The following is a 26,196-nucleotide window of genomic DNA, read 5'->3' as shown; positions in this document are numbered from 1 at the left end:
TACATATACCCTCCCAGAGGATTCAGAATTCAGTGGGAATTTAATAGCCTTGCTATTGTGTTATCCCTCCACCGGCATCGATAGAATAATTCATGTTGACTCACTTTCCTGCATTGAGTTGATTTAGAACAAACCGCATAGCTGCTTTATTAAATACATTCTTAAGAAACTGATACTTAGTGATATCCAATTCACCCAAGAGTTAGGGTAATTGTCTGCACTAGGATACAAATTGAGGGATTATTTTGTCGCTAACTTCTATAAATAGAAAAAATGTCGCCATTGTCGGTGGCGGGATAATTGGGATCTGTAGTGCCTACTACCTACATAAAGCTGGTATGAAGGTCGTAGTTATAGAGAAGGATGAGATAGGAAAAGCCTGCTCCTATGGTAATGCTGGTTATATTACACCCAGTCACTTCATCCCTTTAGCGGCCCCCGGGATGATTAAAAAAGGGCTGAAATGGATGCTTAATCCACAAAGCCCCTTCTTTGTGCGTCCAAGCCTGAATGCTGATTTTCTAAAATGGCTATTATCATTTGCCAAAAAGTGCACCAAAGAACATACGCAGCAAACTCAACAAGTACTCTTAGATATTAACTTAAAGTCTCTAGAACTTTATCAAATGCTGTCTAAGAGTGGTGATATTGAGTTTCAATTTCATCAAAAAGGCTTGCTTATGCTCTATAAAACCCAATCAGGGTTAGATGAAGAGGCCGTCACCGTGGCGCAAGCGAATACTCTTGGGCTGAATGCTGAAATTCTTGATAAAGAAGCACTGAAAAGATTAGAACCTAACATTGACTTTGACGTGGTCGGCGCCGCTCACTACCCCGAAGATGCCCATATATCGCCCTTTGAATTTATCTCCTCGATGAAATCGTTCTTAACAAAGCAAGGGGTTGAATTCATGGAGCAAACAGAAGTGATAAGTTTTGAAACCGACGCTAAAGCGCCACGCACTATCAGTAGCATTCACACAACGAAAGGAAAAGTTAATGCCGGAAATGTTGTCCTTGCTAATGGTGCCTGGTGTCAAAAGTTAGCTAAAGGCTTGAACTTTGAACTTCCTGTACAATCAGGGAAAGGCATTAGCATTACATTGGACAACACATCCGCGGCAGGCAATGCGCCATTTTCATGTCGTACTCCATTTATCTTAAGCGAAGCAAAAGTGGCTGTTAGCCCCTTTAATGATGAGATTCGATTTGGAGGAACCATGGAGCTTGGTGTTCTCGCAGCACTGGAGTCAAGAGGGCTAAGCTCAAATCGCATTACAGGTTTATTGCGCTCTGCTAGCCAATACCTCCCAGCTTTCGACAGCAGAGCGATAGATCGCAGCCAATTTTGGAGCGGATTTCGCCCCTGTTCCCCTGACGGATTGCCCATTATAGGCCCGGCACCTAATATTGATAACCTCACAATAGCAACAGGACACGCGATGATGGGACTGAGTCTAGGGCCGATAACAGGAAAGCTGGTGAGCGAGCTCATCACAGGTAGTACACCGAGTGTTGAGTTAGCCCCCTTTTTGCCAAACCGATTTAATTAATAGCCAAGTTGGGGTCCGGTGATCCAGACCCTGAGATGGCTTAGCTTTACCTACACAACCAGCCTTAGCAACTACTGACACCTTGTCACCGTTTAGGTTATTAATACTCACAATATTCAGTTGGGGCTGACAACGCCCTACATTTATCACGGCATAGATTATAAAAAGCACATGCCTTATTAGAAAGTAGAGCAGAACCATTTTTAGCAGCTTAGTCGTATTAGATTACAATAAGTAAAATCAGCTGTTGAACACAGGAAAACTAATAAGGTAACAACTTTAACGCTATATAGTTAGTCAGAAATACCGTCAGTAACGCCTAACTATTTTAAACAACTATCAGAACTAGACTAAATAAAATACCAACCAGCTTATAATTCAAGCCAACACCAAAGCTTAAAATAAACTTAAGAATAACCATAAACTAGCTTAACTTAACATAAATCAAAACTTAACCATTCCAGTACCAACATCAACCAGCCATAAACAACAAAAAATAAATCACACCAATACAATAGCTTGCAGTAACACTTCGTAATTCTCGATGAATAAAACAACAATAATCGAGTTTACACAAACTATCAATTTGCTCTTAACTATCAAGGTCAATGAGTAACTATGCATAACAATGCAAATATAAATTATAAGTAAGAGTGACTAATTAACTTTATAGGTTAAGACTTTATAACCTAGTGGCAACTGTAATATCAACAGGTCAAAAGCTGGTGAAATAAACAGCTGGACACTCAAGAGTTCACCTGGCGAAAACATTAAGACATTACCCTGCCAGTAATATATAACCACTTCTACTTGCTACTAATTTATGACTCTTGAATTACTTACAATCGAATAAGTAAACATATAAACAAGGAGCTTAAATGAAGACCAGCCAGTTATTAGCGCTATTAACATTAGCATTGACCTTTTCCTTTCCAGTATTTGCAGCAACAACTGCTCCTACAAATGAGGAGCTAGTGGTACTTGACTCTTGCATGTCACTTGAGAATGCCTCAGAGGAGCGCTCTGCCGACTCCTGTGTTCACTATATTCAGGGGTTTCTGGCGGGTTCCTTAACCACAAAATCAGATTACATATTGCGTGAAACTTCGGGAGTTTTTCTAGATAGAGCCTATCGAACACGAGTTGGAAAGCGGACATCGAAGGAGCAACCTATCCAATTATGCCTACCTCAAAACGAAAATATTGAGCACTTGGCACAGCGCCTCGTTGGACATCTGTCATATCCAATCGAATCGATGCAGGTACTACACACGCAAATTTTCGATGCACTTGAAGTGGAATCTTCATGTCCATAACCACTGTAAGTCATAGATAAAACTTACTAGCGCTGCCATGTGTTGACCCCCAATCCAATGAACTTATTGGTAACGGTAAAAGTGATCATGAAAAATAACAAAATTTTAGACAAAAAAACGTTAGATGACACAACGAAGCATCTGCCGAGCCACACACTCTGCCTCTGTTTAAGCCTGTCTCTCTTTTGGTGGATTAACTCAAACTACAGCAACGCACTGCTGCTATCACTGGGTGCCGCTTCTATCCTGCTGGTGCTCTATATCGCACACCGGATGGATGTGATCGATCATGAGTCTCAGCCAGTTCACCTTTCACTGAAAATGCCTAGCTATCTGCTATGGCTAACCAAAGAGGTCATTGTTGCCAATATCTCTGTAGTCAAACACATCTGGCTCGGCAATAGCAGCATCTCCCCAACGCTTGTCACGATAGATGCCAGTCAACGCACCGATCTCGGCAAGGTTATCTACGCCAACTCCATCACCTTAACGCCGGGAACAGTAACAGTGGACCTAGTCGGCGATCGCATGACCATCCACGCATTGATTAAAGACAATATCGATACCTTAAAAGCCGGCGAGATGGATCGCCGAGTAACTGAATTGGAAAACAGATGTTAACTGCAGCCACAATCGCCATTCTTGTTGTCATGCTCCTCGCGATCATTCGCTGTGTCGTGGGGCCAACGCTATACGATCGAATCCTCGCATTTAATATGTTTGGCACTAAAACGGTGCTGCTGATCTCGATACTGGGCTTTTTGATGGGACGCCCTGAGTTTCTCGATATCGCCCTGGTATACGCCCTGATCAACTTTATCAGTGTTATCGGCGTACTGCGCTTTTCTGACTCTGTTGAGTTCAAGCACGCGCTTCGACAGCAACCATCAACTAAAGAGGATAAACAATGAATCTCATACTCGAGATCGCTAGTGGCTTATGTTTGCTGCTCGGCTGTTTTCTATGTCTATCCGGCGGCGTTGGCATCTTGCGCTTCCCAGATTTCTTTACTCGCATGCACGCGGTAGGTGTCACCGACACCTTAGGTGCGGGGCTAATACTCATTGGCCTGATGTTACAAAACCCTGAAGGTCTAGTGCTGCTTAAGCTGATGATGATCTTACTGTTCACCCTACTTATCAACCCTACTGCAAGTCATGCTCTGGCCAAAGCAGCACTACGTAACAACGTGCAACCAGTGCTTGATGAGTCAATTAACAAGGGAGGGGACAAGCCATCGAAACTTTAGTTAATGTCGTTCTATTAAGCTTTCTCGTCGTGATCGCTATCGCCATTGTACGGACAAAAGATCTGTTGGCCGTGGTGATGTTGACCGGGATCTACGGCTTACTATCAGCAAGCTTCTTTGTGGTATTAGATGCCGTGGATGTGGCCTTTACAGAGGCCGCTGTCGGCGCTGGTATTTCAGGTTTACTCATGCTGGCAGCCATCACCATGACTGGACGCCGCGAGGCGCCAAAGCGTCATAAACCGCTACTGGCCTTACTGGTTGTCTTTATCACAGGTGGCATGCTGATCTACGGCACCTTAGATATGCCCTATTTTGGCAGCTTCGATGCCCCCGTTCATCAGCATGTCGCTCCTCGCTATATTAATGATTCTATGCAGGAGGTCGGTGTACCTAACATTGTCACCTCAGTACTGGCGAGCTACCGTGCCTTTGACACCTTAGGTGAGGTTGCCGTTATCTTTACTGCTGGTATTGGTGTGTTATCACTGCTGTCACTGCCCCGACGTCGCAAGTCTCATCAATTAGATGAAAGCCGAGAAAAGATCAAAAAAGATGAGATGCATGAGCAGCATATGGTGCTGCGCATTGTTAGCAAAATACTCATTCCCTTTATCCTTTTATTTGCACTCTATGTGCAATTTCACGGTGACTTTGGCCCCGGAGGCGGGTTTCAGGCAGGTGTGATTTTTGCCGCAGCAATTATTCTCTATGCCATGTTATATGGCCTAGATACCGCAAGGCGTGTCTTTAATCAGACGATTATCCAACTGGTAGCAGCTATCGGCTTATTGCTCTATGCCAGCGTTGGTGTGGTTTCACTCATTAACGGCGGTAACTTCTTAGATTACAACGTACTCGCTGACGACCCTATTGCTGGTCAGCACTTAGGTATTTTGCTGATCGAACTTGGGGTTGGCTGCACCGTTGCCGCGGTGATGATCATTATCTTTTTCAACTTTGCCGGTCGCAGAGAAGCACAACAGCACGCTACAGAACTAAACAAAAGCGAGGGGGAATAATGGTACTAGGACTCTATAACTACTGGATCGTGGTACTGCTGATGATGATAGGTTTCTATATCGTTATCGCCCATGGCAACCTGATCAAAAAATTGGTTGGCTTAACGATTTTCCAAACCTCGGTTTTTATCTTTTACATCAGTATGGGTAATGTCGATAGCGGTAGCGCACCCATCTTGGCTGAAGGTGTGGCTCGCTACTCTAATCCCCTGCCCCATGTGCTTATTCTTACCGCGATTGTGGTTGGTATTGCCACCACGGCGCTCGGCCTTGCACTGGTCGTAAGAATCAAAGAGTCCTATGGCTCTATCGAGGAGGATGAGATTCAAATTCAAGATCAGCTCACTGAGGATAAAACATCGTGCTAGCCCATCTGCCTATTTTACAAGTTATTGTGCCGCTGATGGCAGCGCCTTTATGCTGGTTCCTAAACCGCTCTAAACTGGTATGGCTATTTGCCCTATTCGTTTGCGCTTTTACCTGCCTCAATAGCATGTTTTTACTACAACAGGTGATGAGTTCAGGCACCATTATCTATCAACTCGGTGGCTGGGATGCCCCTTGGGGTATCGAATATCGTATCGATGAGCTCAACGCTCTTCTGCTGCTGATCATCTCTTCTGTCGGTACGGTCGTGCTATTTGCAGCCCATACCAGTATCCAAAAAGAGCTGCCTGAAGATCGCCACACACTCTTTTATAGCCTGTATCTACTGTCAATAACGGGCATGTTCGGCATCGTATCCACTGGCGATGTGTTCAATGTATTCGTATTTTTGGAGATCTCCTCACTATCGGCCTATGCGCTGATTGCACTTGGCAAAGATAGACGCGCCCTTTGGGCCGCTTATCAATATCTGATCATGGGCACCATAGGTGCGACCTTTATTTTGATCGGCATCGGCTTGCTGTACCAGATGACGGGAACGCTGAATATGGCCGATCTCGCCACTCGGCTTGCAGAGGTTAACCAAACCCGCACCGTATTTGCCGCGTTTGCCTTTTTGATTGTCGGCGTCTGTCTAAAACTGGCACTGTTCCCACTGCACCTGTGGTTACCTAATGCCTACGCCTATGCGCCTTCAATAGTGACAGCTTTTCTCGCTGCCACGGCGACTAAAGTTGCGGTTTACCTACTGATCCGCTTCACCTATACGGTATTTGGCATCGAGTTTTCCTTCACTACCTTGCCACTGCAGAACATATTTATCATCCTTGGTCTGGTCGGGGTTTTCGCAGCCTCAACGGCAGCGATATATAAAACCAATGTTAAACATATCTTCGCCTATTCGAGTATCGCTCAAGTTGGCTACATGATCATTGGTTATGCCATCAACACGACCACAGGCCTGATGGCCACCCTGCTGCACCTGTTTAATCACGCCCTGATGAAGAGCGCGCTATTTTTAGCCCTCGGCGCGGTGATGTACCGCATCGGCAGCGTACAACTTAGCCAGTTCCAAGGGCTAGGCAGGCAGATGCCCCTCACTATGGCAGCTATTGTTGTCGCTGGTTTGAGTTTGATTGGCGTGCCGTTAACCGTTGGCTTTGTCAGCAAGTGGTACCTGCTTGTTGCCGCCATTGAAGAGGGCATGTGGCCAGTGGCAGTATTGGTACTACTGGGCTCACTATTGGCTGTGCTTTATATATGGCGTATCGTTGAGATAGCCTACTTTAAGCCTCCTCTACCGGGTCGTGAAGCGGTGCAGGAAGCCCCTTGGACCTTCCTTGCCCCAATTTGGGCACTGGTACTGGCCAATATCTATTTTGGTATCGATACCCGCCTTAGTGTGCAGGTGGCACAGGCGGCTTCTCAAAGCTTGTTTGGAATTAACCCATGAATCTATCTTTGGAGCTGTTGCTACAGCTAACCATCATCTTGCCACTGCTCGCCACCTTGGCGATCTTGGCAACGGGAAAGCATCCCAACCTTCGTGAGGCTGTCACCATAAGCTTCAGTCTTGCGGTGCTCTTTTGTGTAATAAACCTCTATCAAGGCCTCAGTGCTGGTGCCTCTATCGAGGTGTTTTGGTGGCAGTTGCTACCAGGCCTTGAAGTCAGCTTTGTCGTTGAGCCATTAGGGATGCTGTTTGCCCTCATTGCCAGCTTTCTTTGGCTCATCACCACCCTTTACGCCATCGGCTATATGCGTGGTCACGGCGAGGATAACCAAACTCGCTTTTATCTCTGCTTTGCCTTAGCGATAAGTGCAGTGATGGGGCTGGCCTTTTCGGCCAACCTGTTCACGCTATTTATCTTCTACGAAGTGTTGACCCTATCCACTTATCCATTAGTGACCCACGCTGGCACAGAAAAAGCCAAGCAGGGAGGACGGGTCTATTTAGGAATTTTACTCGGCACCTCTATCGCCTTTTTCCTACTGGCGATTATCTTAACTTGGTTTGTGGCTGGCACCTTGGACTTCACCCCAGGCGGCATCTTCGGCGACAACGTCGATACCAGCCTAGCGGGCGCAATACTGGTGCTGTTTGTTTTTGGTATTGGTAAAGCGGCCATCATGCCGTTCCATCGCTGGCTACCCGCTGCCATGGTCGCGCCGACACCAGTGAGCGCGCTGCTGCATGCCGTAGCGGTTGTTAAGGCTGGCGTGTTCACCATATTAAAGGTCTGTGTGTTTATCTTTGGTATCGAGTTACTGCCCACCCTGCCGACAACCGAGTTCCTGCTCTACCTAGCGGCTGCATCTGTGCTGCTCGCCTCAATAGTAGCCATGCGTCAGGACAACTTAAAAGCGCGCCTTGCCTACTCGACAATCAGCCAGCTGGGCTATATCACCATAGGTGCGTTGCTGGCCACCACATCTGGTGTTATCGGCAGCTCGATGCACATTGCGACTCATGCGTTTGGTAAGATCACTCTGTTCTTCTGTGCCGGCGCCATTCTGGTCGCCACTCATAAATCTAAGATAAGCGAAATGCGCGGTCTGGGCTTTACTATGCCTATCACCATGGCGGCCTTTTTTATCGCCAGCCTGAGTATTATTGGCGTACCACCAGCTGGCGGTACTTGGAGTAAGTGGTTTCTGTTGATGGGCACCATGGAAACAGGTTATTGGGTCATCATGATGGTATTGATGGTGAGTTCACTGCTCAATATCGCCTACCTATTGCCTATCCCATACCATGCGTTTTTCCCTGGCAAGGGACATCCAGCGGCAAAGGCTGGGGTCAAGGAAGCACCGCTAATCTCTTTGGTTGCGATAGCTGTCACCACTTTAGGTTGCCTTATCTTGTTCATCTATCCACAGCCCCTCTATGAGTTGGCCAAAACCATCTTAACTGTACCTGGAGTTAGCCATGGACATTAATAAGAAAGAGAAAGAGAAAGAGAAAGAGAAAGATAATAAGCAGTACTTCTTTGATAACCCCAAAAATACCAAGTGGGTTATGAATATTTTCTATGCCTGCTGTGTGCTCGTCGTGGTGCTTGATTTTGTCATCAACCGCCATGTTTATCATAGCTGGGAAAACCTGCCTGCCTTCTACCCCATCTATGGCTTTATCGGCTGTGTGGTCTTGGTGGTCATCGCTCGCTGGATGCGTACCTTTCTGATGCGCTCAGAGGATTATTATGATGATGAAAACAGTTTAGAAAAAGCGACTGATGAAAACGCCCACCAGGGTGCCAACAATCAGACTGAAAACAAAAAAATAGGTGATCACAATGTGGATGCTTGAGTTACCGCCCTTCACCCTGTTCTTTATAGGCGGGCTTATTGCTGCAATGACCAGTGGCAAATTACGCGGTGCGATAATGGTGGCCATTCCTGTCATTAGCGCAATGCACCTGTGGACTGTGCCTGAGGGCATTCATCTGCAGCTGACGTTTTTAGATTATGAATTAGTGCCCTATCGCGCTGATAAACTGAGCTTGATGTTTGGCTATGTATTTCATATCGCCGCCTTCATCTCCATCATCTACTCGCTGCATGTTAAAGATACCGTACAGCAAGTTGCCGCCATGCTCTATGCAGGTAGTGCGCTAGGCGCAGTATTTGCCGGTGATCTGCTGACGCTATTTGTATTCTGGGAGCTACTGGCATTTACCTCGGTATTCTTAATCTGGGCGCGTAGAACGTCCCGCGCTTATCACGCCGGTATGCGCTACCTGATCATTCAAGTGCTATCGGGCGTGATCTTGCTGGTAGGGGCGCTATTTTATGCTTCTGAAACAGGCTCGCTATCTTTTGAGTATATTGGCCTAGATAGTATCGCTGGCTGGCTGATCTTTATCGCCTTTGGTATTAAATGTGCTTTCCCGTTTGCCCATACCTGGCTCACCGACGCCTATCCTGAAGCCACGCCAACCGGCACTGTGCTCCTTAGTGCATTTACCACTAAGGTGGCTGTTTATGCCTTAGCACGCGCCTACCCTGGCACTGAGTTGCTGGTATACATTGGCGCAGCCATGACCTGCTTCCCCATCTTCTTTGCAGTAATTGAAAATGATCTTCGCAGAGTGTTGGCCTATAGTTTGATAAACCAAGTGGGCTTTATGGTGGTGGGTATCGGGATCGGTACCGCACTGGCAATCAACGGCGCCATTGCACATGCTTTTAACGATGTGATCTTCAAAGGCTTGCTGTTTATGAGCATGGGCGCGGTCCTGCATATGACCGGCAGAATAAACGGCTCAGATCTGGGCGGCCTGTATAAGACCATGCCCAAGACCACCATACTCTGTATTGTCGGTGCGGCTTCTATCTCAGCCTTCCCGCTGTTCAGTGGCTTTGTCAGTAAATCTATGGTGATGTCAGCGGCGCTTGAAAACGGTTTTGACTGGATCTGGTTGATGCTGCTGTTCGCCTCAGCAGGCGTGTTCCATCATGCAGGGATCAAGATCCCCTACTTCGCCTTCTTCGCCCACGACTCAGGACTACGTGCCAGCGATCCACCGCGCAATATGTTGTTCGCCATGTTTATCGCTGCGAGCTTGTGTGTCGCCATCGGTATCTACCCTGCGGCGCTATACTCGCTGCTGCCATATGATACGGGTTACAACCCTTATGATGCGACCCACGTGTTAGCCCAAACTCAGCTGCTACTGTTCTCAGCCTTAGCCTTTGTGTGGTTGAACTTGAGAAACATGTACCCGCCAGAGCTGCGCTCGACCAACTTAGATGTAGATTGGATCTACAGACGCGCCATACCCAATGTGCTTGCCAAAGTGTTTGCAGTTATTTGGCAGGCAGACGGTGCAATGCGCAACGCGGTTCGCGGCAAGTTAAGCCAATGCCAGAGCTTTATTGCCAGCAAGCATAAAGGCTTAGGCGGCTTATTGTCAGGCTCATACCCATCTGGAAATATGGTGCTGTGGGTAGCCGTACTACTGGCGTCCTACCTGTTTCTCGGGTTTATTGGTTAGGCATTCAGTTTAACTTTCTTGTGACCTAAAGCAGTGAATTCAAGCGGCTTGCATAGCGATATGTAAGCCGTTTTTTTAATAGGGTCAGAATCTGACTCTATTTATGCCAAAGCCAACAACCCCTGCTGTACCCCAACAGCATTGGTTACACTGACCAGTCTTGCTTTTATCGCTTGTTCAATACCAGTACCGCCATCAACGATGGGATGGCTTTGATTGATTTTTTCTTAATCAGGCCTCTCGTGCTTAACTCCATAAGTGTTCACATTGAACAGATTATGTGTTCACCCTTTCCGGGGGGAGAATTACAAAAAAGTAAAACTAATAAAACCAGTTAATTAAAATAGGGCACGAATTATGCTGCTTTTATCGCACATGTAATCTATCCCATTAAGGATACAACGATGAATACAAAAATTATAATTGCACTGGTTTCATTTATTTTTATAAGTGTTCCATTAGATGCTATAGGAGAAAATCAAGGTGGAGGGAATGTAATGGTCCTAAACTTGGTTGGTACTGGGAACGGGGAGCTACTTAAGGTACCTGATATTGACGGTGATGGTATTGAAGATGACGCTACTTGTTTCAAAGTCAATCTACTCAATGGCGAAAATGGTCATTTGATTGGTACAGCTGTCGACTGTTTGTCGATGATTGCCAGCGTTGGCGACGGACTTGCATTGGTTGGGACTACATACTTCAATTTCCCCCAAGGTACACTTGTCACCAGAGGAAACACAACCGTTCAGCCCGTCACAAAGGCTATAGTGACTCCAGATGGCCAATCCATAACTCACATAACGGGAGCCGCAAGCAACGAAAATGCTATTTTGGAAGGTACTGGTCGCTTTCAAGGTCAGACTGGAACTGTGCGACTTTCTGGAATGGTGGACATGTCAAATATTGATATCGGCCAAATAACCTTTGATTGCTTGTTTGTCATAGCACTAGATCCGTCAAGCTCAGAGTAAAATTTAGCTGTGTATATAACCCTAAATTTAACACTAGGTGGCCATGTTATTCTAAATTGTGACGAACACGCATATCCAAAAACACCAAATCAGTTAGATTCAATAATGGCCGCCAAACCGTCAAACCGTCAACCCGTCAACCCGTCAACCCGTCAACCCGTCAACCACTTGATTTACAAGTATAAACAGATTAAAGCAGACTTCCTACTCCAACCCCAACAACCCCTGCTGTACCCCAATAGCATTGGCTACACTGACCAGTCTTGCTTTTATCGCTGGTTCAATACCAGTACCAGCCTCAAGCAAATCAGCAACAGCAATAAAGGCGCTAGTCTTCAAAGTGCTGCTTTCAAAGCGATAAGCGTAACCAGACTCTACAATCCAACTATCTGTGCTCTCACCGCTTGTAGAAGTCAGCTGTTGTGCTTTGTCTTCTAATGTTCTGACCAAGGTAAAATCAAAAGACAAGATACAGTCTTCATTACCGTACCAATCCGCCTTAAGCGCCTGAAAATTGATCCACATCTCCAGCTGGCTCAACAACGGCTTAAGCGAGTTAGAAAACCTGCCATCGGCCACAATCGTAATCGGAAATTCTTGATGCATATGTGTCTTAGCCTTTGCGTCTGTCGTAAGTAGGGGTCATGAGTCATTCTGCTTATAACGTAGATTTTGCTAGCTAATGATCCCTGATGCAACCGTCAGCCAGTAAAAACGCCGATAAATGGTTAAGTTGCGGTACAGCATTCTGTAGTTATATTAGTAATCGAATTAGGATGATTAAGCAGAGGCGACAGATGAAGCAATTAACTAAGATGTTAGCAACAGCAGTGAAAACGGTATCCACAATCGCTCTGACCCTGTTTATCTCAATTAGCAGCGTTCATGCTTCCGTAAATACTGCAGTAACAGCAAATTTGGTGCAATCTAACACTGATGAGAACTTGCTAATTTGCCAATATCAGACAGTAACAGGTAGCCATTTTCAGGTGTTCGATAAGGTTTTAGACAATGAGCAAGCCTGCCCAACTAGTATGCAGGTCGCCCACGAGACTATGCTTTCTGATGCAGAAAAAGCCCAGCTTAAACAGATGTTCTCTCTGAAGCGTTAATAACGCTTAAAATTACCCATATTGAAACTAAAGCGCAGCACAAGCTGCGCTTTTTTGTGGTTGCTTTCAAAATATGCCATTAATGATGGGGGTCTATGATTGGAGTAAATTAATACCTAAACTAAAGCAGCTGAAAAAAATAAACTCCATCAGAGACTTGCTTGAAAACATCATATTTAAAATGTTTTTGAAAAGCAGCTGCATTTTTAGCATCGCCAATGATTAGCCCATTAATTCCCCACATAATAGAATTACCCCATTGAATACGGATGATGTTAAATTGCTTATCGTTGAACATATCTGTTACACCAATTTGTGCCATATCAGCCATGATTTGATGAAATTGTTCTTGGGTTACATTAGTCAACGGCTGAGTTTTCGCTAAAAGTTGCTTCCACTTCGTATAGCTTTTTTTAGTTGCTTTTTCAGTATAAGTCTCCATAAAACCACTATCAGGACTTAAGCCAAATGTACTTTTTATTGGATTTAATACAATGCCATTTAATACAAGTACCTCGTCAGAAAAGTAAGATAACTCAACGATGTTATATTTCGCGAGTACTACTTTTAACGGCTCTAGTTCCTGAAGCATTTCTGAATTAGTAATGTCCTGTTCGTTGTAGTGGGGGCTACATGCCATCAACAGTAAAGATAGTAAAAGGAAATATAGCTTTTTAAACAGCATTCTAATAAACCTATATAAATGAGTATGGAATAGTACTGTATGTACCGCTTCTATTCATGTAGTAACCACCGAGACCATTAGGGATGCGCCAAAGTTCATAAGAGTACTTATACTTTACTCTTCCTCAAAGATCCAAAATTGGAGATCAGAGTCTGAGGGCTCCCCACTTATTCTAGATCGCACTAAATGCTTTGATAAATGGTTTAGCGTGCTGGTGAAACTTGATATGCCCCTTAGCTTTCAGTGACTTTTTTTTCTGCATGAAAGGTTTCATGATATACCCCCAATTTGCAGATTTAGAAAAATAGATAACGAAGTCGATTTTTGCATCACCCCATCTATTCTCTACTTGAAAACTTTCATCATTAGTTTCAACAGTTTTGATTTGAATTCGATAAAAATTGTCACCATCGCTAATCAGTAAATCTGTTTTCATGTCATGATCAATGATAGGCGTGAAAACTTCCCAACCATCATAAGTTAGCCAGCTGACAGCTAGAGTTTCGAAAGAGGTATTTCTGTAGTAGTTATTCGCAGGAGCAGTTCTTTGAACGTGTTTAACAGGCATAATTGTATCCAATACTTAATTGATGCCGCATGCAAGTCAGTGGCGTTCTGTATGCGAACAGGCTCCCCTTTAGGGAGGAAACCCCAATTGAATATCACAATACAACCGTATGGTTTGTATCAAATAGAAAGGCGGCCAGCCCTGCGTTTCACCCTTACGAGTTTACTAAGCATTAATCTATTAACAGACTGTATAGCCTGTGATAAAAATGATTTCGTACAAATTAACAACTATTAATCACTATAGCAAGTGATCGATGCCAATAAAACAAATGACTAAAGCCACCCATTACTAATCACGCCGCTCAACAGTACTAATAGGAATTTTCTCGCCAAATAAAGAGCTTAATACTAATGAGAGTTCGTCTCGGCTTTGGCATGCAACCTCCTTGCTAAATGAGCTTTCAAAGCATAGTTGGAGGTCGATATTCATGCCATTAATGATGGGTGACTATGATTGGTTTCCCTTCTAAGCTGAAAAAATTACTCTACCCTACTGATTTACTCATTATAAATCGGTTTTTTTGTATATAAGCATATAGACTTTTTTGCTGTAAAACTGTACGGTTGCGACCACGTTTCTTTACATGCTTTTAACAGTGGTCTTGGTTTGATTTTTACTGATTTCGGACCTAAATTAGCGCCATTGCCGTAGAGGCTCTATATAACTTTAATCATTTATAAGTGTTCTTATATCTGAGTCTTTACCACAATCACCTTAATTTTAACAAGCTCCACTTATCGTTAAAGGAACGTATTTTACAAAGCTAAATAAGTGACTATTTAGTGTATCTCAACATATTCAGGAAGAAGACATGACGGCAAAAAAATGGACGTTGACTGCAATATTCGCATTGGTTTTAACTGCTTGTGGCAGCGGAGATGACTCATCAGGCTCTACAGACAATGGTGGTTCATCCGGCGGCAATGCGCCACAAATCACCTTAAATACAGTGGTTAGTAATCAATGTGGAATCAAAAAACCTAAGCCTGATGTTAACGTATTTGTGCACAATAATACCGGTGACATTATTGCAGAGTATGTAACAGATAGCGCTGGAGCGCTCACTGCTGACTGGCCGAGTAACGCAAAACATCTCACCTTAACCGCGGAAAATCAGATCTATTATAAAGACCAGCCTGAACTCAAGGTTATCTCTACTGTTGATGTTGAGGCCGGTGATTTAGGTGTTACCTATTTTAGGGATGATAACAACGAAGAAGGTTGTAACTGTAAACAAGTCGAGTTTCCAGTGCAGTCGCTTATAGCCGATGCCCCTGACAGTATGTTGTACCTGGGAGGCAGTAGCTTCGAATTAATGCCATTGGCTAGTAATCCCGAAATAGAATGGTGTGATGGTACAGGTCCAATCGATGTGCAATTAGTTGCTGCTGATGGTCAGAGCAGTCTCGCTGGCAGTATTGATTTAAGCAATCAAACACAATATACATTGGGCTTGAGCGACTTTACTCACGAAGGTGTAGCCGTTGATTACGTTAACCCTAATAACGCAAGGTACTTATATGCTTTATCGTTTGATGGTTGGCGTAATTATAGCTCAAATGATTTGGTATTTGTTTATCCGACATTAACTAATAAAAGTTATGTTTGGCCGGCGATATATGGTCAAGAGTACGTGGGTAATAAGCTCGCTGAAAGTTATAGTTCAGCGCGACACCTTGTTACATCCGAAGGCGCCACTTCTCCGGTTATGCTCTGGGATCCAGCAAACGGCTTCGTTGATTCTGTTAACGCATTATTAGCGGAAATATCTACTGGACAAGCCCCTTATCAATATGATTTTACAGGTGTTGGTGATGTTGCATTGACTCATATGACTCTGTCGGGGGTTACCGATGATGGTCATGCCGAGTGGGCTATTTGGGGCGGGGCATCAGGTAGCATGCCAGATCTAAAACTGCCTACAGCTTTAGATGCAAAGTTTGACTCACTTAGTTTACCTAACTTACGAATTGGTATCAGAGGATACGACTCAGTTAAAACATTAAATGAATGGCGTAAGTTATTAGCCGACAGAAATCGCATGACAGATGATGAAATCAGTGTACTTGATTATCAAACCAACTATATGGAGCTAACGGTTTTTCTTGAAGATTAGTTTTATATAAGATTTTTATCAGCAATGATAAAACTAAAAAAGACAGCATTAGCTGTCTTTTTTATTGTCTTTTGCAAAATTTGGGGTCAGAGTAAAATTAAATAACTGACCTATACTCTGCTATAAATGAGCTTTGCAAAAGGAACTTGCACATGCCTAGAAAGCCTAGAGCCAACCCTATAGGTGTACCTCAACATATCATTCAACGCGGCAACAATCGCCAAGCCTGCTTTGCTTCACAACAAGACTTTATTGCCTATACGGGATGGCTAAAGGACTACGCCAAGAAGTTTCAGGTAGAAATTCATGCTTGGGTATTTATGACAAACCACGTTCACTTACTTTGCACTCCACTGAAAACTGGTGCTATTTAGTCAAATGATGCAATCCCTTGGGAGACAGTATGTAAGGTATTTCAATTACACCTATAAACGCTCAGGAACACTATGGGAGGGGCGCTATAAGTCTTGCCTAGTACAAACAGAAGTCTACTTAATCCAGCTCTATCGTTATATCGAACTTAATCCAGTAAGAGCTAATATGGTCGATGACCCTAGTGAATATCAATGGTCGAGTTATCAAGTCAACGCCCTAGGAAAAGCCTCAGAGCTATGTACACCCCACTGTGTTTATCTTGCCATTCACCCTCAAGGAAAAGAAAAACCTAAAGCCACCCATTATTAATCAGCACTATATAGCTATATTCCCATGACGAGCATCTAAGTTGGTGAAAGCCAGCAAAGTGACTTCTAAAAGCATTATTTAGGCAGGGTAATACGATAGAAAGGTGTGTTTCGCAGCAAATTCGAAGATTTTAATCACAGTGAGTCTACCTTAGAGTGACTCAAAAACTGAAAGGTTTGTGGCTCTATAGATTCAACTTGCCGAGAAGTACTGGCAGCTACTCGCAAAGTGCCGTCGTCGCTTTTCTAGATGCTCACAGTAATGGGTCAGTTCTTGTAATGACCCGACTGGACCATGAAACAACTTACCAAAATCAGTAGCTATTTTCAGCCAGTTATCGCTAGGAATATTCAGTCTACTCAATATCTTCTCTGCATTGGAGGAGATAGAACCTCGTTTGTCATCACGAATAATCCTCCCCGTTTCATCGACAAGTATCAAGTAATCTTTAAGCGAAAAATTGATACCTTTTGGTTGATACTTCTTTTCATTACCGATAAAAGGTAAGAGCTTGGCTGGTTGCTTCCCTTTCAGAGCGGCATTCACTCTCAGTTGGAGACTGGTGTAGTCTGATTTTTCAGGCGTTTTAGCCATCTCAGCGCGAATAGGATTAAGCTCTACATAGGCCATACAGGCCAGCACTGCGGCATCATCCAGCAATGCTTGACTTTTGAAGCGCCCTTCCCAGAAATGCCCTGTGCAGTTATCTTCAAAATTAGCCTGCCGAGCAATCGGTTCATTAAGACAACGCATAAACCAGCTAACATCACTCAAACGTGAACGGTAAGTCGCTATTAAGTGTTTTAATGCCCCGACCATACACTCTTCAATCACCTCTCCCTTAACAAATTTTTGCGTTAAATCAGTACCATTGAATAACTTGTGCCACTGTTCAACCACCTCTTTATCTGACCAGTTATTTACAGTATCCAGGTCAACATAGAGCACTACGTGCAAGTGATTACTCATCACGGCATACGCCGCAACATCAATCGCAAACACTTCAGTTAATTTCAATATTTGCGCTTCAACCCACCCGCGACGATGGTCGTAATTCTTGCCGGTATACTTATCGTCTCCACATAAAAACGCGCGCCGAACGACACGGCTACAACAGTGATAATAGGGAGTGTCTTCTAAGCTAATCAACGTACTTCTGGGACGGGGCATAACAACCTCTTACTTAAGCAATGACTAAAGCTTAGTGAGAAGCACTAAAACATGCAATTAATGATGGGTGTCTATGTTTGGTTTATAAGCGGACTAAAATAGCGGGTTAAAATCTGGAGCGGAGCGGAATGTAACCCACTGTTTTGGTCCGGTTTAATTACATTGCCATACAAAATCTAATCGTAACCGTTTTCTTCCCTATTGCATAAATCACAGTAATTTGAACTTTGATTTAAGAACAGTTGAATATTTTCTGTTCTAGAGTTCACACCGTTATTACCAATATTTGGGTGGATAAATATCAGATTTCTTAGTTTATCGAGCAGAGGCCGAGCAATCGCTATTGCATCATATAAAGTGCTTAACTCTTCACCACAATGACCAGAATAATGCCTAACAGGGCATGGAAGTTTGTTAAGCTCAATATTCAAAAGATCTTTCAAACGTTCATACTCTTTGACCTCATTTGGTATAGCTATATCAATCAGAGCTTCTTTTGTTGATGCTGTTAACTCATGCTTTGTTAAGTCAAATTGCACTTTACAACTGACGCCACTTGTGGAGTAATCGCCTTCTGATTCAATTTTTCGCCAATATATTTTCTCGGTTGTTAAATCAACAAGGCAAACAATTACAGGTAAATTACTATTCTTCCAATACGAAATATGCTCTTCTGAAACACTGATACTATGCGTGTTTCCTGTTATGTTTGTAGAAGATTTAATTTGAACTTTAATTAATCTAAATTCACTTTTTTCTTGCTCTACGACTTCTACTTCAGCATCCACCCCTAAATCAACGTCAAGGAGCCTAACTACCCAAGAAAACATAGATGTTAATTTATATGCAAAGAAATATTCTCCTGCATCTCCAGTAACACTTCTACTTTTATATTGCATGACTCTCCATTTTGTATAACGCCGCATTAAGCGGACTAAAACAGTGGATTAAAATGTGTAGCAAAGCGAAACGTAACCCACTGTTTTAGTTCCATTTAAACCCCTTACCATGCCAATTTTAGCGACCACCAAATTGGCTAGTAGCTAAGTATGCTTCTCCTGTTTGGGATGCATGCCTCCTAATTCGTGTAATGATTTCTATGAAGCTCATTGCACCAGATAGAAATAAATATAAATGACTAGCATCGAGTACAAGTAATGTAGTTTTACTGCCAGATGCATCACTAATTGCAACACTACTATAGCCTGAGATTGAAACCATTATTCCCATGGTGTTGTCTGCCATTTTATTCACTTTAGCCTTTAGTGAGTCAATATCAGGAGCTCCAGATTGTCCCTTTGTAAACTTAAGCTCTACCAAATATGTAGTTCCTTCAATTGTTAAAGAACCATCAATTTGTCGTCCATTAGTTTTATAAGGTTTTCTATTTTGTATTTCGCTGAAATCTAATAGTTTATAAAACCATTCTTCAAATTCATAACCGCCTGCTTGAGTACCGACTTTAGAGTGCATTGCATCCATTTCACTTTGCAGTTTACTAATATCTGTTTGAGCACGTTGCACCGCTTCTCTTTCTTTTCTTGTCTTTTCTCGGCTTTCTTTTTTCTCTTTCTCACTTTCAGCTTTAGTATCTTGCTGTTTCAAGTACTTCTTCAGGTCATTAACAGATTTAGTTGCTTCTTGTATTTTATGTTGTGAATCTTCCCAATTACGTAAGTCAGGAAAAGTTGTTTGTTCAGATAAGCTTCGTGCCATTTGGAAAATTAAAGATTTCCCCCTATCGCTCGCCTGTAACCCTTGAAACATACGATCTAATAAATTACGTTTTGATTCATCTTGCGCCCACGAAGAAATAAAATTTTCAGATACGTGCGAAGCTCGAAGAAATTTACTAAGCGCATTTTTCCTCCAGAATGACTTTAATAATGCTTCATAAGTTAGATCAATCATTCTAGGAGTTATTCTAGTGGTCAAGTTGTAACACTCCTCATTGGCATAACAGTATATTAGGCTGAATTCCGAATAAGATCGGTCTTAATAAGAACAAGCTGCCAGTACTTTAATCACTCAAGACTAACAGTAAAGCAGTGTATCAATAATGAGTTATAACATAAAAAGAACTGATTCTCTGTTTCTTTGCCTGAGTGAAACAAAGAACCTCTATCATTGCATAAAGTGCAATGTTCAAGCAGGAATAAAAGTCTCTAGGCTGCGGCATATATGATAATTTGTGGGCTGGTCTTGCATCTTGTCTCCCACATTAGCTTTTATAAGCCTGAAGCTTTAATTGTGCTATTTACCACTTTTATCAGTGAAACTGATTATGGGGCATTTTCGAGTTCCCCCTCCAAAGAGTTAAGCTAACGAACGTTAGACTAACTCGGCGCTCCCCTTAGCAGCCGAGAAAAAGTAAAACAGAGCTCAAAAAAAAGCGAACCATTTAGGTTCGCTTTTTAATGTCGTTATGAGCGTTTCGCTATCTAGCCAGTCACAATCTTAATTACGGTCACAAACTTCATTAATATAGTCACAAACTTAATTAACACTCATCACAAGTAGCCATTATTATTCGTAGTCAGAGATTGGTACACAAGCACACATAAGGTTTCGATCACCAAACACGTCATCAATACGATTAACCGTTGGCCAGAACTTATTCAGCTTGACCGCTGCCGTTGGGAACACGGCCTCTTCGCGGCTATATGGACGTGAATCAAACTCGCTATCCATAATGTCGGCTAGTGTATGCGGCGCGTTGTGTAGCGGGTTGTTGTCCGCTGGCCACTCGCCTGCTTCTACTTTAGCGACTTCGCCGCGAATAGAGATCATCGCTTCGATGAATCTATCTAGCTCTACCTTAGACTCAGATTCCGTAGGCTCAATCATTAAGGTGCCCGCAACTGGGAAACTCATGGTTGGCGCGTGGAAGCCGTAATCGTTAAGACGCTTGGCGATATCCATCTCAGTCACACCCGATGACTCTTTAAGTGGGCGTAATAAATGGGGTCAGAGTAAACTTAATCCCAACCAACAAAGCCATAATGGCGTTACTGCCGATGATAAGACAAGGAAGCCGATGGTTTTCGCCGCGGAGTTGACTATTGTCAAACTCCTTATTTCGAGATGTGCGAAAACGTCTCCAAGTTCCACAATCCCGCCCAATAAAAAACGCACCACTAGGGTGCGTTTCATCATAATTGCGTCGCTGGCGATGCCAATGCAAGGCGGACCGAAGGCTCTAGCGCGGAGTTGACTCCAGTCAATGAGCACTGGAGCCGAGGTTCAACGCAGCAGTAGCGAGCCCAAGCAGCAATTATTCGTAGTCAGAGATTGGTACACAAGCACACATAAGGTTTCGATCACCAAACACGTCATCAATACGGTTAACCGTAGGCCAGAACTTGTTTAGCTTAACCGCTGCCGTTGGGAACACGGCCTCTTCGCGGCTATATGGACGTGAATCAAACTCGCTATCCATGATGTCGGCTAGTGTATGCGGCGCGTTGTGTAGCGGGTTGTTGTCCGCTGGCCACTCGCCTGCTTCTACTTTAGCGACTTCGCCGCGAATAGAGATCATCGCTTCGATGAATCTATCTAGCTCTACCTTAGATTCTGACTCTGTTGGCTCAATCATTAAGGTGCCCGCAACTGGGAAACTCATGGTTGGCGCGTGGAAGCCGTAATCGTTAAGACGCTTGGCGATATCCATCTCAGTCACACCCGATGACTCTTTAAGTGGGCGCAAGTCGATGATGCACTCATGGGCAACACGATCATTTCGGCCGGTATAAAGCACAGGATAATGCTCAGACAGCTTCTTCATCATGTAGTTAGCGTTAAGCAGTGCTACTTGAGTCGATTGACGTAGACCCTTCTTACCTAATAACTTGATGTACATCCAAGTGATAGGCAGGATACCAGCGCTACCGTATGGCGCAGCAGATACGGCACCATTGTTGTCAGATTCTAGACCATGCTTAACCACAGTATGACCCGATAGGAATGGCGCAAGGTGCTTTTTAACACCGATTGGGCCCATACCTGGTCCGCCGCCGCCATGTGGGATCGCGAAGGTTTTGTGTAGGTTAAGGTGTGATACGTCAGCACCGATAAAGCCTGGTGATGTAAGGCCAACCTGTGCGTTCATGTTGGCGCCATCAAGGTAAACCTGACCGCCGAACTCATGGATAACGTCACAAATTTCCGCAATGGTTTCTTCATACACACCGTGAGTCGATGGGTAGGTCACCATGATGCACGATAGGTTGTCAGCCACTTCTGCCGCTTTAGTGCGCAGGTCGTCCATGTCGATGTTACCGGCTTTATCACAGGCAGTAACCACGATTTTCATGCCAGCGAGTTGCGCTGAAGCAGGGTTAGTACCGTGAGCCGATTGTGGGATAAGGCAGATGTTTCGGTGTGCATCACCGCGTGACTCATGGTACTGCTTTATCGCTAGCAGACCGGCGTACTCACCTTGTGCACCCGAGTTAGGCTGCAGGGATACCGCATCGTAACCGGTAATATCCACTAACCAAGTTGAAAGCTCTTCAAGCAGCTGTGCATAACCCAGCGCTTGGTTTTGCGGGCAGAATGGGTGCATGTTACCAAATTCAGGCCAAGAGATAGGCATCATCTCGGTGGCTGCGTTTAGCTTCATGGTGCATGAACCGAGTGAGATCATTGAGTGGTTCAATGCCAGATCTTTGTTCTCTAACCGCTTGATGTAACGCATCATCTCGGTTTCGCTCTGGTAGCGATTAAAGGTTGGGTGCGTCAGGATAGCATCACAGCGTACTAGCTCTGCAGGAATTGAGCTGCTGCCGTTAGCAAGAATGTCATCGTCAAGCTTAGCGACATCTAGACCATGATCTGCGCCCAAGATAACCTCAAATAGCTCTGCAACGTCACTGCGTGTCGTTGTTTCCGCCAAGCTCACGCCCAGCACGCCATCGCTGTCGATGCGCAAGTTAAGACCTGCCGCTTCTGAGCGTGCAGTCACTGCGGCAACGTCTAGCCCTTTAAGGGATAAGGTGTCGAACCAAGTGCTGTTAAGCAGTTCAACGCCGTTAGCGGTTAGGCCTGCAGCAAGAATGTTGGTTAGGCGGTGGATGCGATCGGCAATCACCTTAAGACCCTGTGGGCCGTGGAATACTGCGTAGAACGACGCCATGTTGGCCAGTAATACCTGTGCGGTACAGATATTTGAGTTAGCTTTTTCGCGGCGAATATGTTGCTCGCGCGTTTGCATTGCCATACGCAGGGCACGGTTACCGCGAGTATCTTGTGATACACCGATAATACGGCCTGGTAGTGAGCGCTTGTGTGCATCACGTGTGACGAAGAATGCCGCGTGTGGACCACCAAAGCCCATTGGAACACCAAAGCGCTGTGAGTTACCAAATACCACATCGGCGCCCATAGAACCTGGAGACTTAAGGATAACCAGTGACATGATGTCGGCCGCGACTGAAACAATAGCCTTCTTTGCATGTAACTGTGCAAACAGTTCGCTGTGATCAACAATTTGACCATAACGGTTGGTGTACTGGAACTGCGCACCAAAGAGGTCGTAGTTAACGGCGTCCTGTGCTGGGCCGACAACCACTTCAAAACCAAAACATTCAGCGCGAGTCTTTATCACGTCGATTGTTTGTGGGAATACGTCATCAGCCACAAAGTAGATGTTGGCTTTTTTCGCTTTAGAAACACGCTTAGCCATCGCCATTGCTTCGGCGGCCGCAGTGGCTTCATCAAGCAGTGATGAAGAGGCTAGATCAAGGCCGGTAAGGTCCATTGATAGCTGCTGGAAGTTAAGGATAGCTTCAAGACGACCTTGAGCAATCTCTGGTTGATATGGCGTATATGCCGTGTACCAACCTGGATTTTCAAGCACGTTACGCTGAACAACGCTCGGGACTTCAGTACCGTAGTAACCCATACCTATGTAGCTTTTGAAGACTTTGTTTTTATCCGCGATTTGGCGAATATAAGCCATGCCTTCGGCTTCACCACATGAATCGCCAACGGCGAGGTCACGATTAAGAAGGATAGACTCTGGAACAATTTGTCCGGTCAAGTCTTCTAACGATTCAGCACCCACAAAATTCAGCATCTCTTGTTGCTGATCGGCACCTGGGCCGATATGACGACGAAGAAATAATTCGTGCTGCTCTAACTGCGTAAGGGTTTCTTTGGTCATGAGTAACCTAGTTCCATTTTTTGCCAGCATCCTGCCTGTAGGGGGCGGACTTACCGGTCTCGTTGTCTTATACCAAGGCGATTAACACGCTGAACAAGCTTGCTCATTGGGCGAATAGCATTGGTATGGTATCTATTTTTGTTTTCGTTATTAAGCTGGTTATACCTTGGGCTTATACCATGGACTTATATCAGAATTTAGACCAAGGGCTATATAACGAACAAAGCCCCAATCTTTAGCAGAGTGGGGCTTTGTTGATTATCGCGACTTATTCGTCGTCGATAACCGCTTGATATCCTTCGGCATCAAGCAAATTTTCTAGCTCAGCGAGGTCAGTTGGCATAACGCGGAAGAACCAACCGTCACCAAATGCGTCACTGTTAACCAGCTCTGGTGAATCTTCTAGCGCTTCGTTAACGGCAATAACTTCACCTGTTAGTGGTGAGTAGATGTCTGAAGCGGCTTTTACTGATTCAGCGACGGCACAGTCTTCACCTGAGTTTAGCTCGTCGCCAACGTCTGGCAGCTCAATAAACACCATGTCACCCAATAGCTCTTGAGCGTGCTCACTGATACCTACTGTGTAGCTACCGTCTTCCTCTTTGCGGATCCATTCGTGAGAAGAAGCATATTTAAGTTCAGCTGGGATATTGCTCATTGGTCTTAATCCTTATTCGATAGTTCTAATTCTGTATTTTAATAAGACGTTTACTGATCTGCCTATAGGGCTTATATCAGTTTATTGCGCGTTTGCGCAGCAGTTTTAAGCACATTTTTGCCATTAATCCGATTGATATCATTTCGATAGTCTTCAATAGGATAAGGCTACAACTCTTCATTATATTCACCGCTAAGCTAAACGCTAATGAAAAATAATTTTTAAAGTGACCTGAACTGCAATTTTACCCTACTGGCCAAGTCCATCAACTTAGCCAATAGTCGCTAAATCAATTAAAAATTTTGTTTGCCGTTACGTACAAACGACGGTGCAATCACTTTAACAGGGACGCGCTTCTTACGCATCTCTACTTCTGCAACATCACCAATGCTACGCGGTACGCGCGCCATGGCGATTGAGTAACCTAGCGTTGGCGAGAAGGTGCCACTAGTAATAGTGCCTTGTTGCTCAACACCGTCACTGTCTGTAAAGAACACTGACATGCCGTGACGGATCACGCCTTTAGCATCCATCACAAGACCGACTAACTTGTCTGCGCCTTGCGCTTTAATCGCTTCGAGGGCCTTACGACCGTTGAAATCGCGATCTTCTGGTGCCCATGCCACAGTCCAGCCCATGTTGGCTGCCAGTGGGTTAACACTTTCGTCCATATCGAGGCCATATAGGTTCATGCCCGCTTCAAGACGAAGGGTGTCACGTGCGCCGAGTCCGCATGGCTTAACGCCTGCGTCTAAAAATGCTTGCCATAATGCTTCGGCTTCAGCTTCAGGAACGATAACTTCGTAACCTGTTTCGCCGGTATAACCGGTAGTGGCAATAAAGAGTGAGTCAGCTTGCACGCCAAAGAATGGCTTCATGCCTTCAATCGCAGCGTTTTGCGCGTCGTTAAATACAGTCGCGGCTTTTGCTTTGGCGTTAGGGCCTTGAACGGCAATCATTGCCAGCTCTGGACGCTCGGTCACTTCAACGCTGAAACCTTTAACCTGCTCGGCAATCCAAGCTAAGTCTTTTTCGCGAGTCGCAGAGTTAACCACGATGCGATACTCAGTATCAGAAAGGTAATAGGTGATTAGGTCGTCGATAACGCCGCCGTTGTGATCAAGCATGCCGCCGTACAGGGCTTTGCCTGGTACTTTTAGCTTGGCTACGTCATTGGCTAGCAACTTACGTAAGAAGGCACAAGCGTCGTCACCAATCACATCGACCACAGTCATGTGTGATACGTCGAACATACCCGCGTCTTGACGCACTGCGTGGTGCTCTTCGATTTGTGAACCGTAGTTAAGTGGCATATCCCAACCGTGGAAATCTACCATCTTGCCATTTGATTCTAGGTGCTTGTTAAAAAGTACAGTTTTGTTAGCCATTTCTATCCCTTCTTTGGGGTATTCGAGTCTGCAACTGGTGTAGGGTGCTTGTCACCAGATCAATTGGGTCGTATTAAAATGCGGCGAAATTATACCTTGAGTATTGCTTTTGTATACAAAAGAATTTTCTAATCCGAACAGTTTAGCCATT

The 26,196-nt window shown here is 44.4% G+C and carries 23 protein-coding genes and 2 pseudogenes; 15 read left to right on the top strand and 10 right to left on the bottom strand.

The window, feature by feature from the left end; genetic code table 11:
* The first annotated feature begins 245 nt into the window (after positions 1-245).
* The 12 genes from JK628_RS05320 (at position 246) to JK628_RS05265 (ending at position 11,498) form a co-directional block, all read left to right on the top strand.
* A complete protein-coding gene (locus tag JK628_RS05320) occupies positions 246-1,553 on the top strand; it encodes an NAD(P)/FAD-dependent oxidoreductase (protein WP_237524150.1) in 1,308 nt (435 codons plus the stop codon).
* An 878-nt stretch (positions 1,554-2,431) separates the two neighbouring features.
* Positions 2,432-2,869, top strand: coding sequence for a hypothetical protein (locus JK628_RS05315; protein ID WP_202288294.1), 438 nt, complete (start codon positions 2,432-2,434; stop codon positions 2,867-2,869).
* Between the two features lie 87 nt (positions 2,870-2,956).
* Positions 2,957-3,490: a Na+/H+ antiporter subunit E gene (locus JK628_RS05310; protein WP_202288292.1), complete on the top strand. Its 534-nt coding sequence runs from the start codon at positions 2,957-2,959 to the stop codon at positions 3,488-3,490.
* Complete coding sequence (locus tag JK628_RS05305) at positions 3,484-3,780, top strand: monovalent cation/H+ antiporter complex subunit F (RefSeq protein WP_202288290.1); 297 nt, start codon at positions 3,484-3,486, stop codon at positions 3,778-3,780. Before JK628_RS05310 ends, JK628_RS05305 begins: the two co-directional genes overlap by 7 nt.
* A complete protein-coding gene (gene mnhG, locus JK628_RS05300) occupies positions 3,777-4,118 on the top strand; it encodes a monovalent cation/H(+) antiporter subunit G (RefSeq protein WP_202288288.1) in 342 nt (113 codons plus the stop codon). Before JK628_RS05305 ends, mnhG begins: the two co-directional genes overlap by 4 nt.
* Positions 4,119-4,147: 29 nt before the next feature.
* On the top strand, positions 4,148-5,140 hold the full coding sequence (locus tag JK628_RS05295; RefSeq protein WP_237524149.1) for a Na(+)/H(+) antiporter subunit B: 993 nt from the start codon (positions 4,148-4,150) through the stop codon (positions 5,138-5,140).
* The gene (locus JK628_RS05290; RefSeq protein ID WP_012143999.1) at positions 5,140-5,508 is read left to right on the top strand and encodes a cation:proton antiporter subunit C; all 369 of its coding nucleotides are present in this window, start codon (positions 5,140-5,142) and stop codon (positions 5,506-5,508) included. Before JK628_RS05295 ends, JK628_RS05290 begins: the two co-directional genes overlap by 1 nt.
* On the top strand, positions 5,502-6,980 hold the full coding sequence (locus JK628_RS05285) for a monovalent cation/H+ antiporter subunit D family protein (RefSeq protein WP_202288287.1): 1,479 nt from the start codon (positions 5,502-5,504) through the stop codon (positions 6,978-6,980). Before JK628_RS05290 ends, JK628_RS05285 begins: the two co-directional genes overlap by 7 nt.
* Positions 6,977-8,467 (top strand): monovalent cation/H+ antiporter subunit D family protein, encoded by a 1,491-nt coding sequence (locus JK628_RS05280; protein ID WP_202288286.1) that lies wholly within the window; start codon positions 6,977-6,979, stop codon positions 8,465-8,467. The genes JK628_RS05285 and JK628_RS05280 overlap by 4 nt, the downstream gene beginning before the upstream one ends.
* Positions 8,457-8,837, top strand: coding sequence for a hypothetical protein (locus JK628_RS05275; protein ID WP_202288285.1), 381 nt, complete (start codon positions 8,457-8,459; stop codon positions 8,835-8,837). Before JK628_RS05280 ends, JK628_RS05275 begins: the two co-directional genes overlap by 11 nt.
* A complete protein-coding gene (locus JK628_RS05270) occupies positions 8,824-10,524 on the top strand; it encodes a Na(+)/H(+) antiporter subunit D (protein ID WP_202288284.1) in 1,701 nt (566 codons plus the stop codon). The genes JK628_RS05275 and JK628_RS05270 overlap by 14 nt, the downstream gene beginning before the upstream one ends.
* 497 nt (positions 10,525-11,021) lie before the next feature.
* Complete coding sequence (locus JK628_RS05265) at positions 11,022-11,498, top strand: hypothetical protein (protein ID WP_237524148.1); 477 nt, start codon at positions 11,022-11,024, stop codon at positions 11,496-11,498.
* A gap of 204 nt (positions 11,499-11,702) precedes the next feature.
* On the opposite strand, the gene JK628_RS05260 is transcribed toward JK628_RS05265, so the two are convergent.
* Positions 11,703-12,104: a hypothetical protein gene (locus JK628_RS05260; RefSeq protein ID WP_202288282.1), complete on the bottom strand. Its 402-nt coding sequence runs from the start codon at positions 12,102-12,104 to the stop codon at positions 11,703-11,705.
* Between the two features lie 191 nt (positions 12,105-12,295).
* On the opposite strand from JK628_RS05260, the gene JK628_RS05255 reads away from it, so the two are divergent.
* A complete protein-coding gene (locus JK628_RS05255) occupies positions 12,296-12,610 on the top strand; it encodes a hypothetical protein (RefSeq protein WP_237524147.1) in 315 nt (104 codons plus the stop codon).
* 121 nt (positions 12,611-12,731) lie between these two features.
* Here the strand turns inward: JK628_RS05255 and JK628_RS05250 are convergent, their stop codons facing one another.
* A complete protein-coding gene (locus JK628_RS05250) occupies positions 12,732-13,295 on the bottom strand; it encodes a hypothetical protein (protein WP_202288281.1) in 564 nt (187 codons plus the stop codon).
* A 172-nt stretch (positions 13,296-13,467) separates the two neighbouring features.
* Positions 13,468-13,863 (bottom strand): hypothetical protein, encoded by a 396-nt coding sequence (locus JK628_RS05245; protein ID WP_202288280.1) that lies wholly within the window; start codon positions 13,861-13,863, stop codon positions 13,468-13,470.
* An 814-nt stretch (positions 13,864-14,677) separates the two neighbouring features.
* Here JK628_RS05245 and JK628_RS05240 point away from each other — a divergent pair.
* On the top strand, positions 14,678-15,982 hold the full coding sequence (locus JK628_RS05240; RefSeq protein WP_202288278.1) for a hypothetical protein: 1,305 nt from the start codon (positions 14,678-14,680) through the stop codon (positions 15,980-15,982).
* 152 nt (positions 15,983-16,134) lie between these two features.
* Positions 16,135-16,624, top strand: a pseudogene (locus JK628_RS23260) (transposase); the annotation flags it as partial.
* A 234-nt stretch (positions 16,625-16,858) separates the two neighbouring features.
* Here JK628_RS23260 and JK628_RS05225 read toward each other — a convergent pair.
* The 7 genes and pseudogenes from JK628_RS05225 to gcvT form a co-directional block, all read right to left on the bottom strand.
* Positions 16,859-17,836, bottom strand: a complete 978-nt coding sequence (locus tag JK628_RS05225) for a transposase (RefSeq protein ID WP_202288275.1) — start codon at positions 17,834-17,836, stop codon at positions 16,859-16,861.
* 176 nt (positions 17,837-18,012) lie between these two features.
* Complete coding sequence (locus JK628_RS05220) at positions 18,013-18,735, bottom strand: DUF4365 domain-containing protein (RefSeq protein WP_202288274.1); 723 nt, start codon at positions 18,733-18,735, stop codon at positions 18,013-18,015.
* A gap of 118 nt (positions 18,736-18,853) precedes the next feature.
* Positions 18,854-19,771: a hypothetical protein gene (locus tag JK628_RS05215; RefSeq protein WP_202288273.1), complete on the bottom strand. Its 918-nt coding sequence runs from the start codon at positions 19,769-19,771 to the stop codon at positions 18,854-18,856.
* A 591-nt stretch (positions 19,772-20,362) separates the two neighbouring features.
* Positions 20,363-20,794: pseudogene (locus JK628_RS05210) on the bottom strand (glycine dehydrogenase (aminomethyl-transferring)); the annotation flags it as partial.
* Positions 20,795-21,110: 316 nt separating this feature from the next.
* Positions 21,111-23,999 (bottom strand): aminomethyl-transferring glycine dehydrogenase, encoded by a 2,889-nt coding sequence (gene gcvP, locus JK628_RS05205; protein ID WP_202288272.1) that lies wholly within the window; start codon positions 23,997-23,999, stop codon positions 21,111-21,113.
* A 268-nt stretch (positions 24,000-24,267) separates the two neighbouring features.
* On the bottom strand, positions 24,268-24,657 hold the full coding sequence (gcvH, locus tag JK628_RS05200) for a glycine cleavage system protein GcvH (protein ID WP_202288271.1): 390 nt from the start codon (positions 24,655-24,657) through the stop codon (positions 24,268-24,270).
* A 293-nt stretch (positions 24,658-24,950) separates the two neighbouring features.
* The gene (gene gcvT, locus JK628_RS05195; protein ID WP_202288270.1) at positions 24,951-26,045 is read right to left on the bottom strand and encodes a glycine cleavage system aminomethyltransferase GcvT; all 1,095 of its coding nucleotides are present in this window, start codon (positions 26,043-26,045) and stop codon (positions 24,951-24,953) included.
* Positions 26,046-26,196 lie beyond the last annotated feature (151 nt).

The organism is Shewanella sp. KX20019 (genome assembly GCF_016757755.1).
GTDB lineage: Bacteria > Pseudomonadota > Gammaproteobacteria > Enterobacterales > Shewanellaceae > Shewanella.
This window is presented reverse-complemented; position numbering and strand designations above follow the sequence as displayed.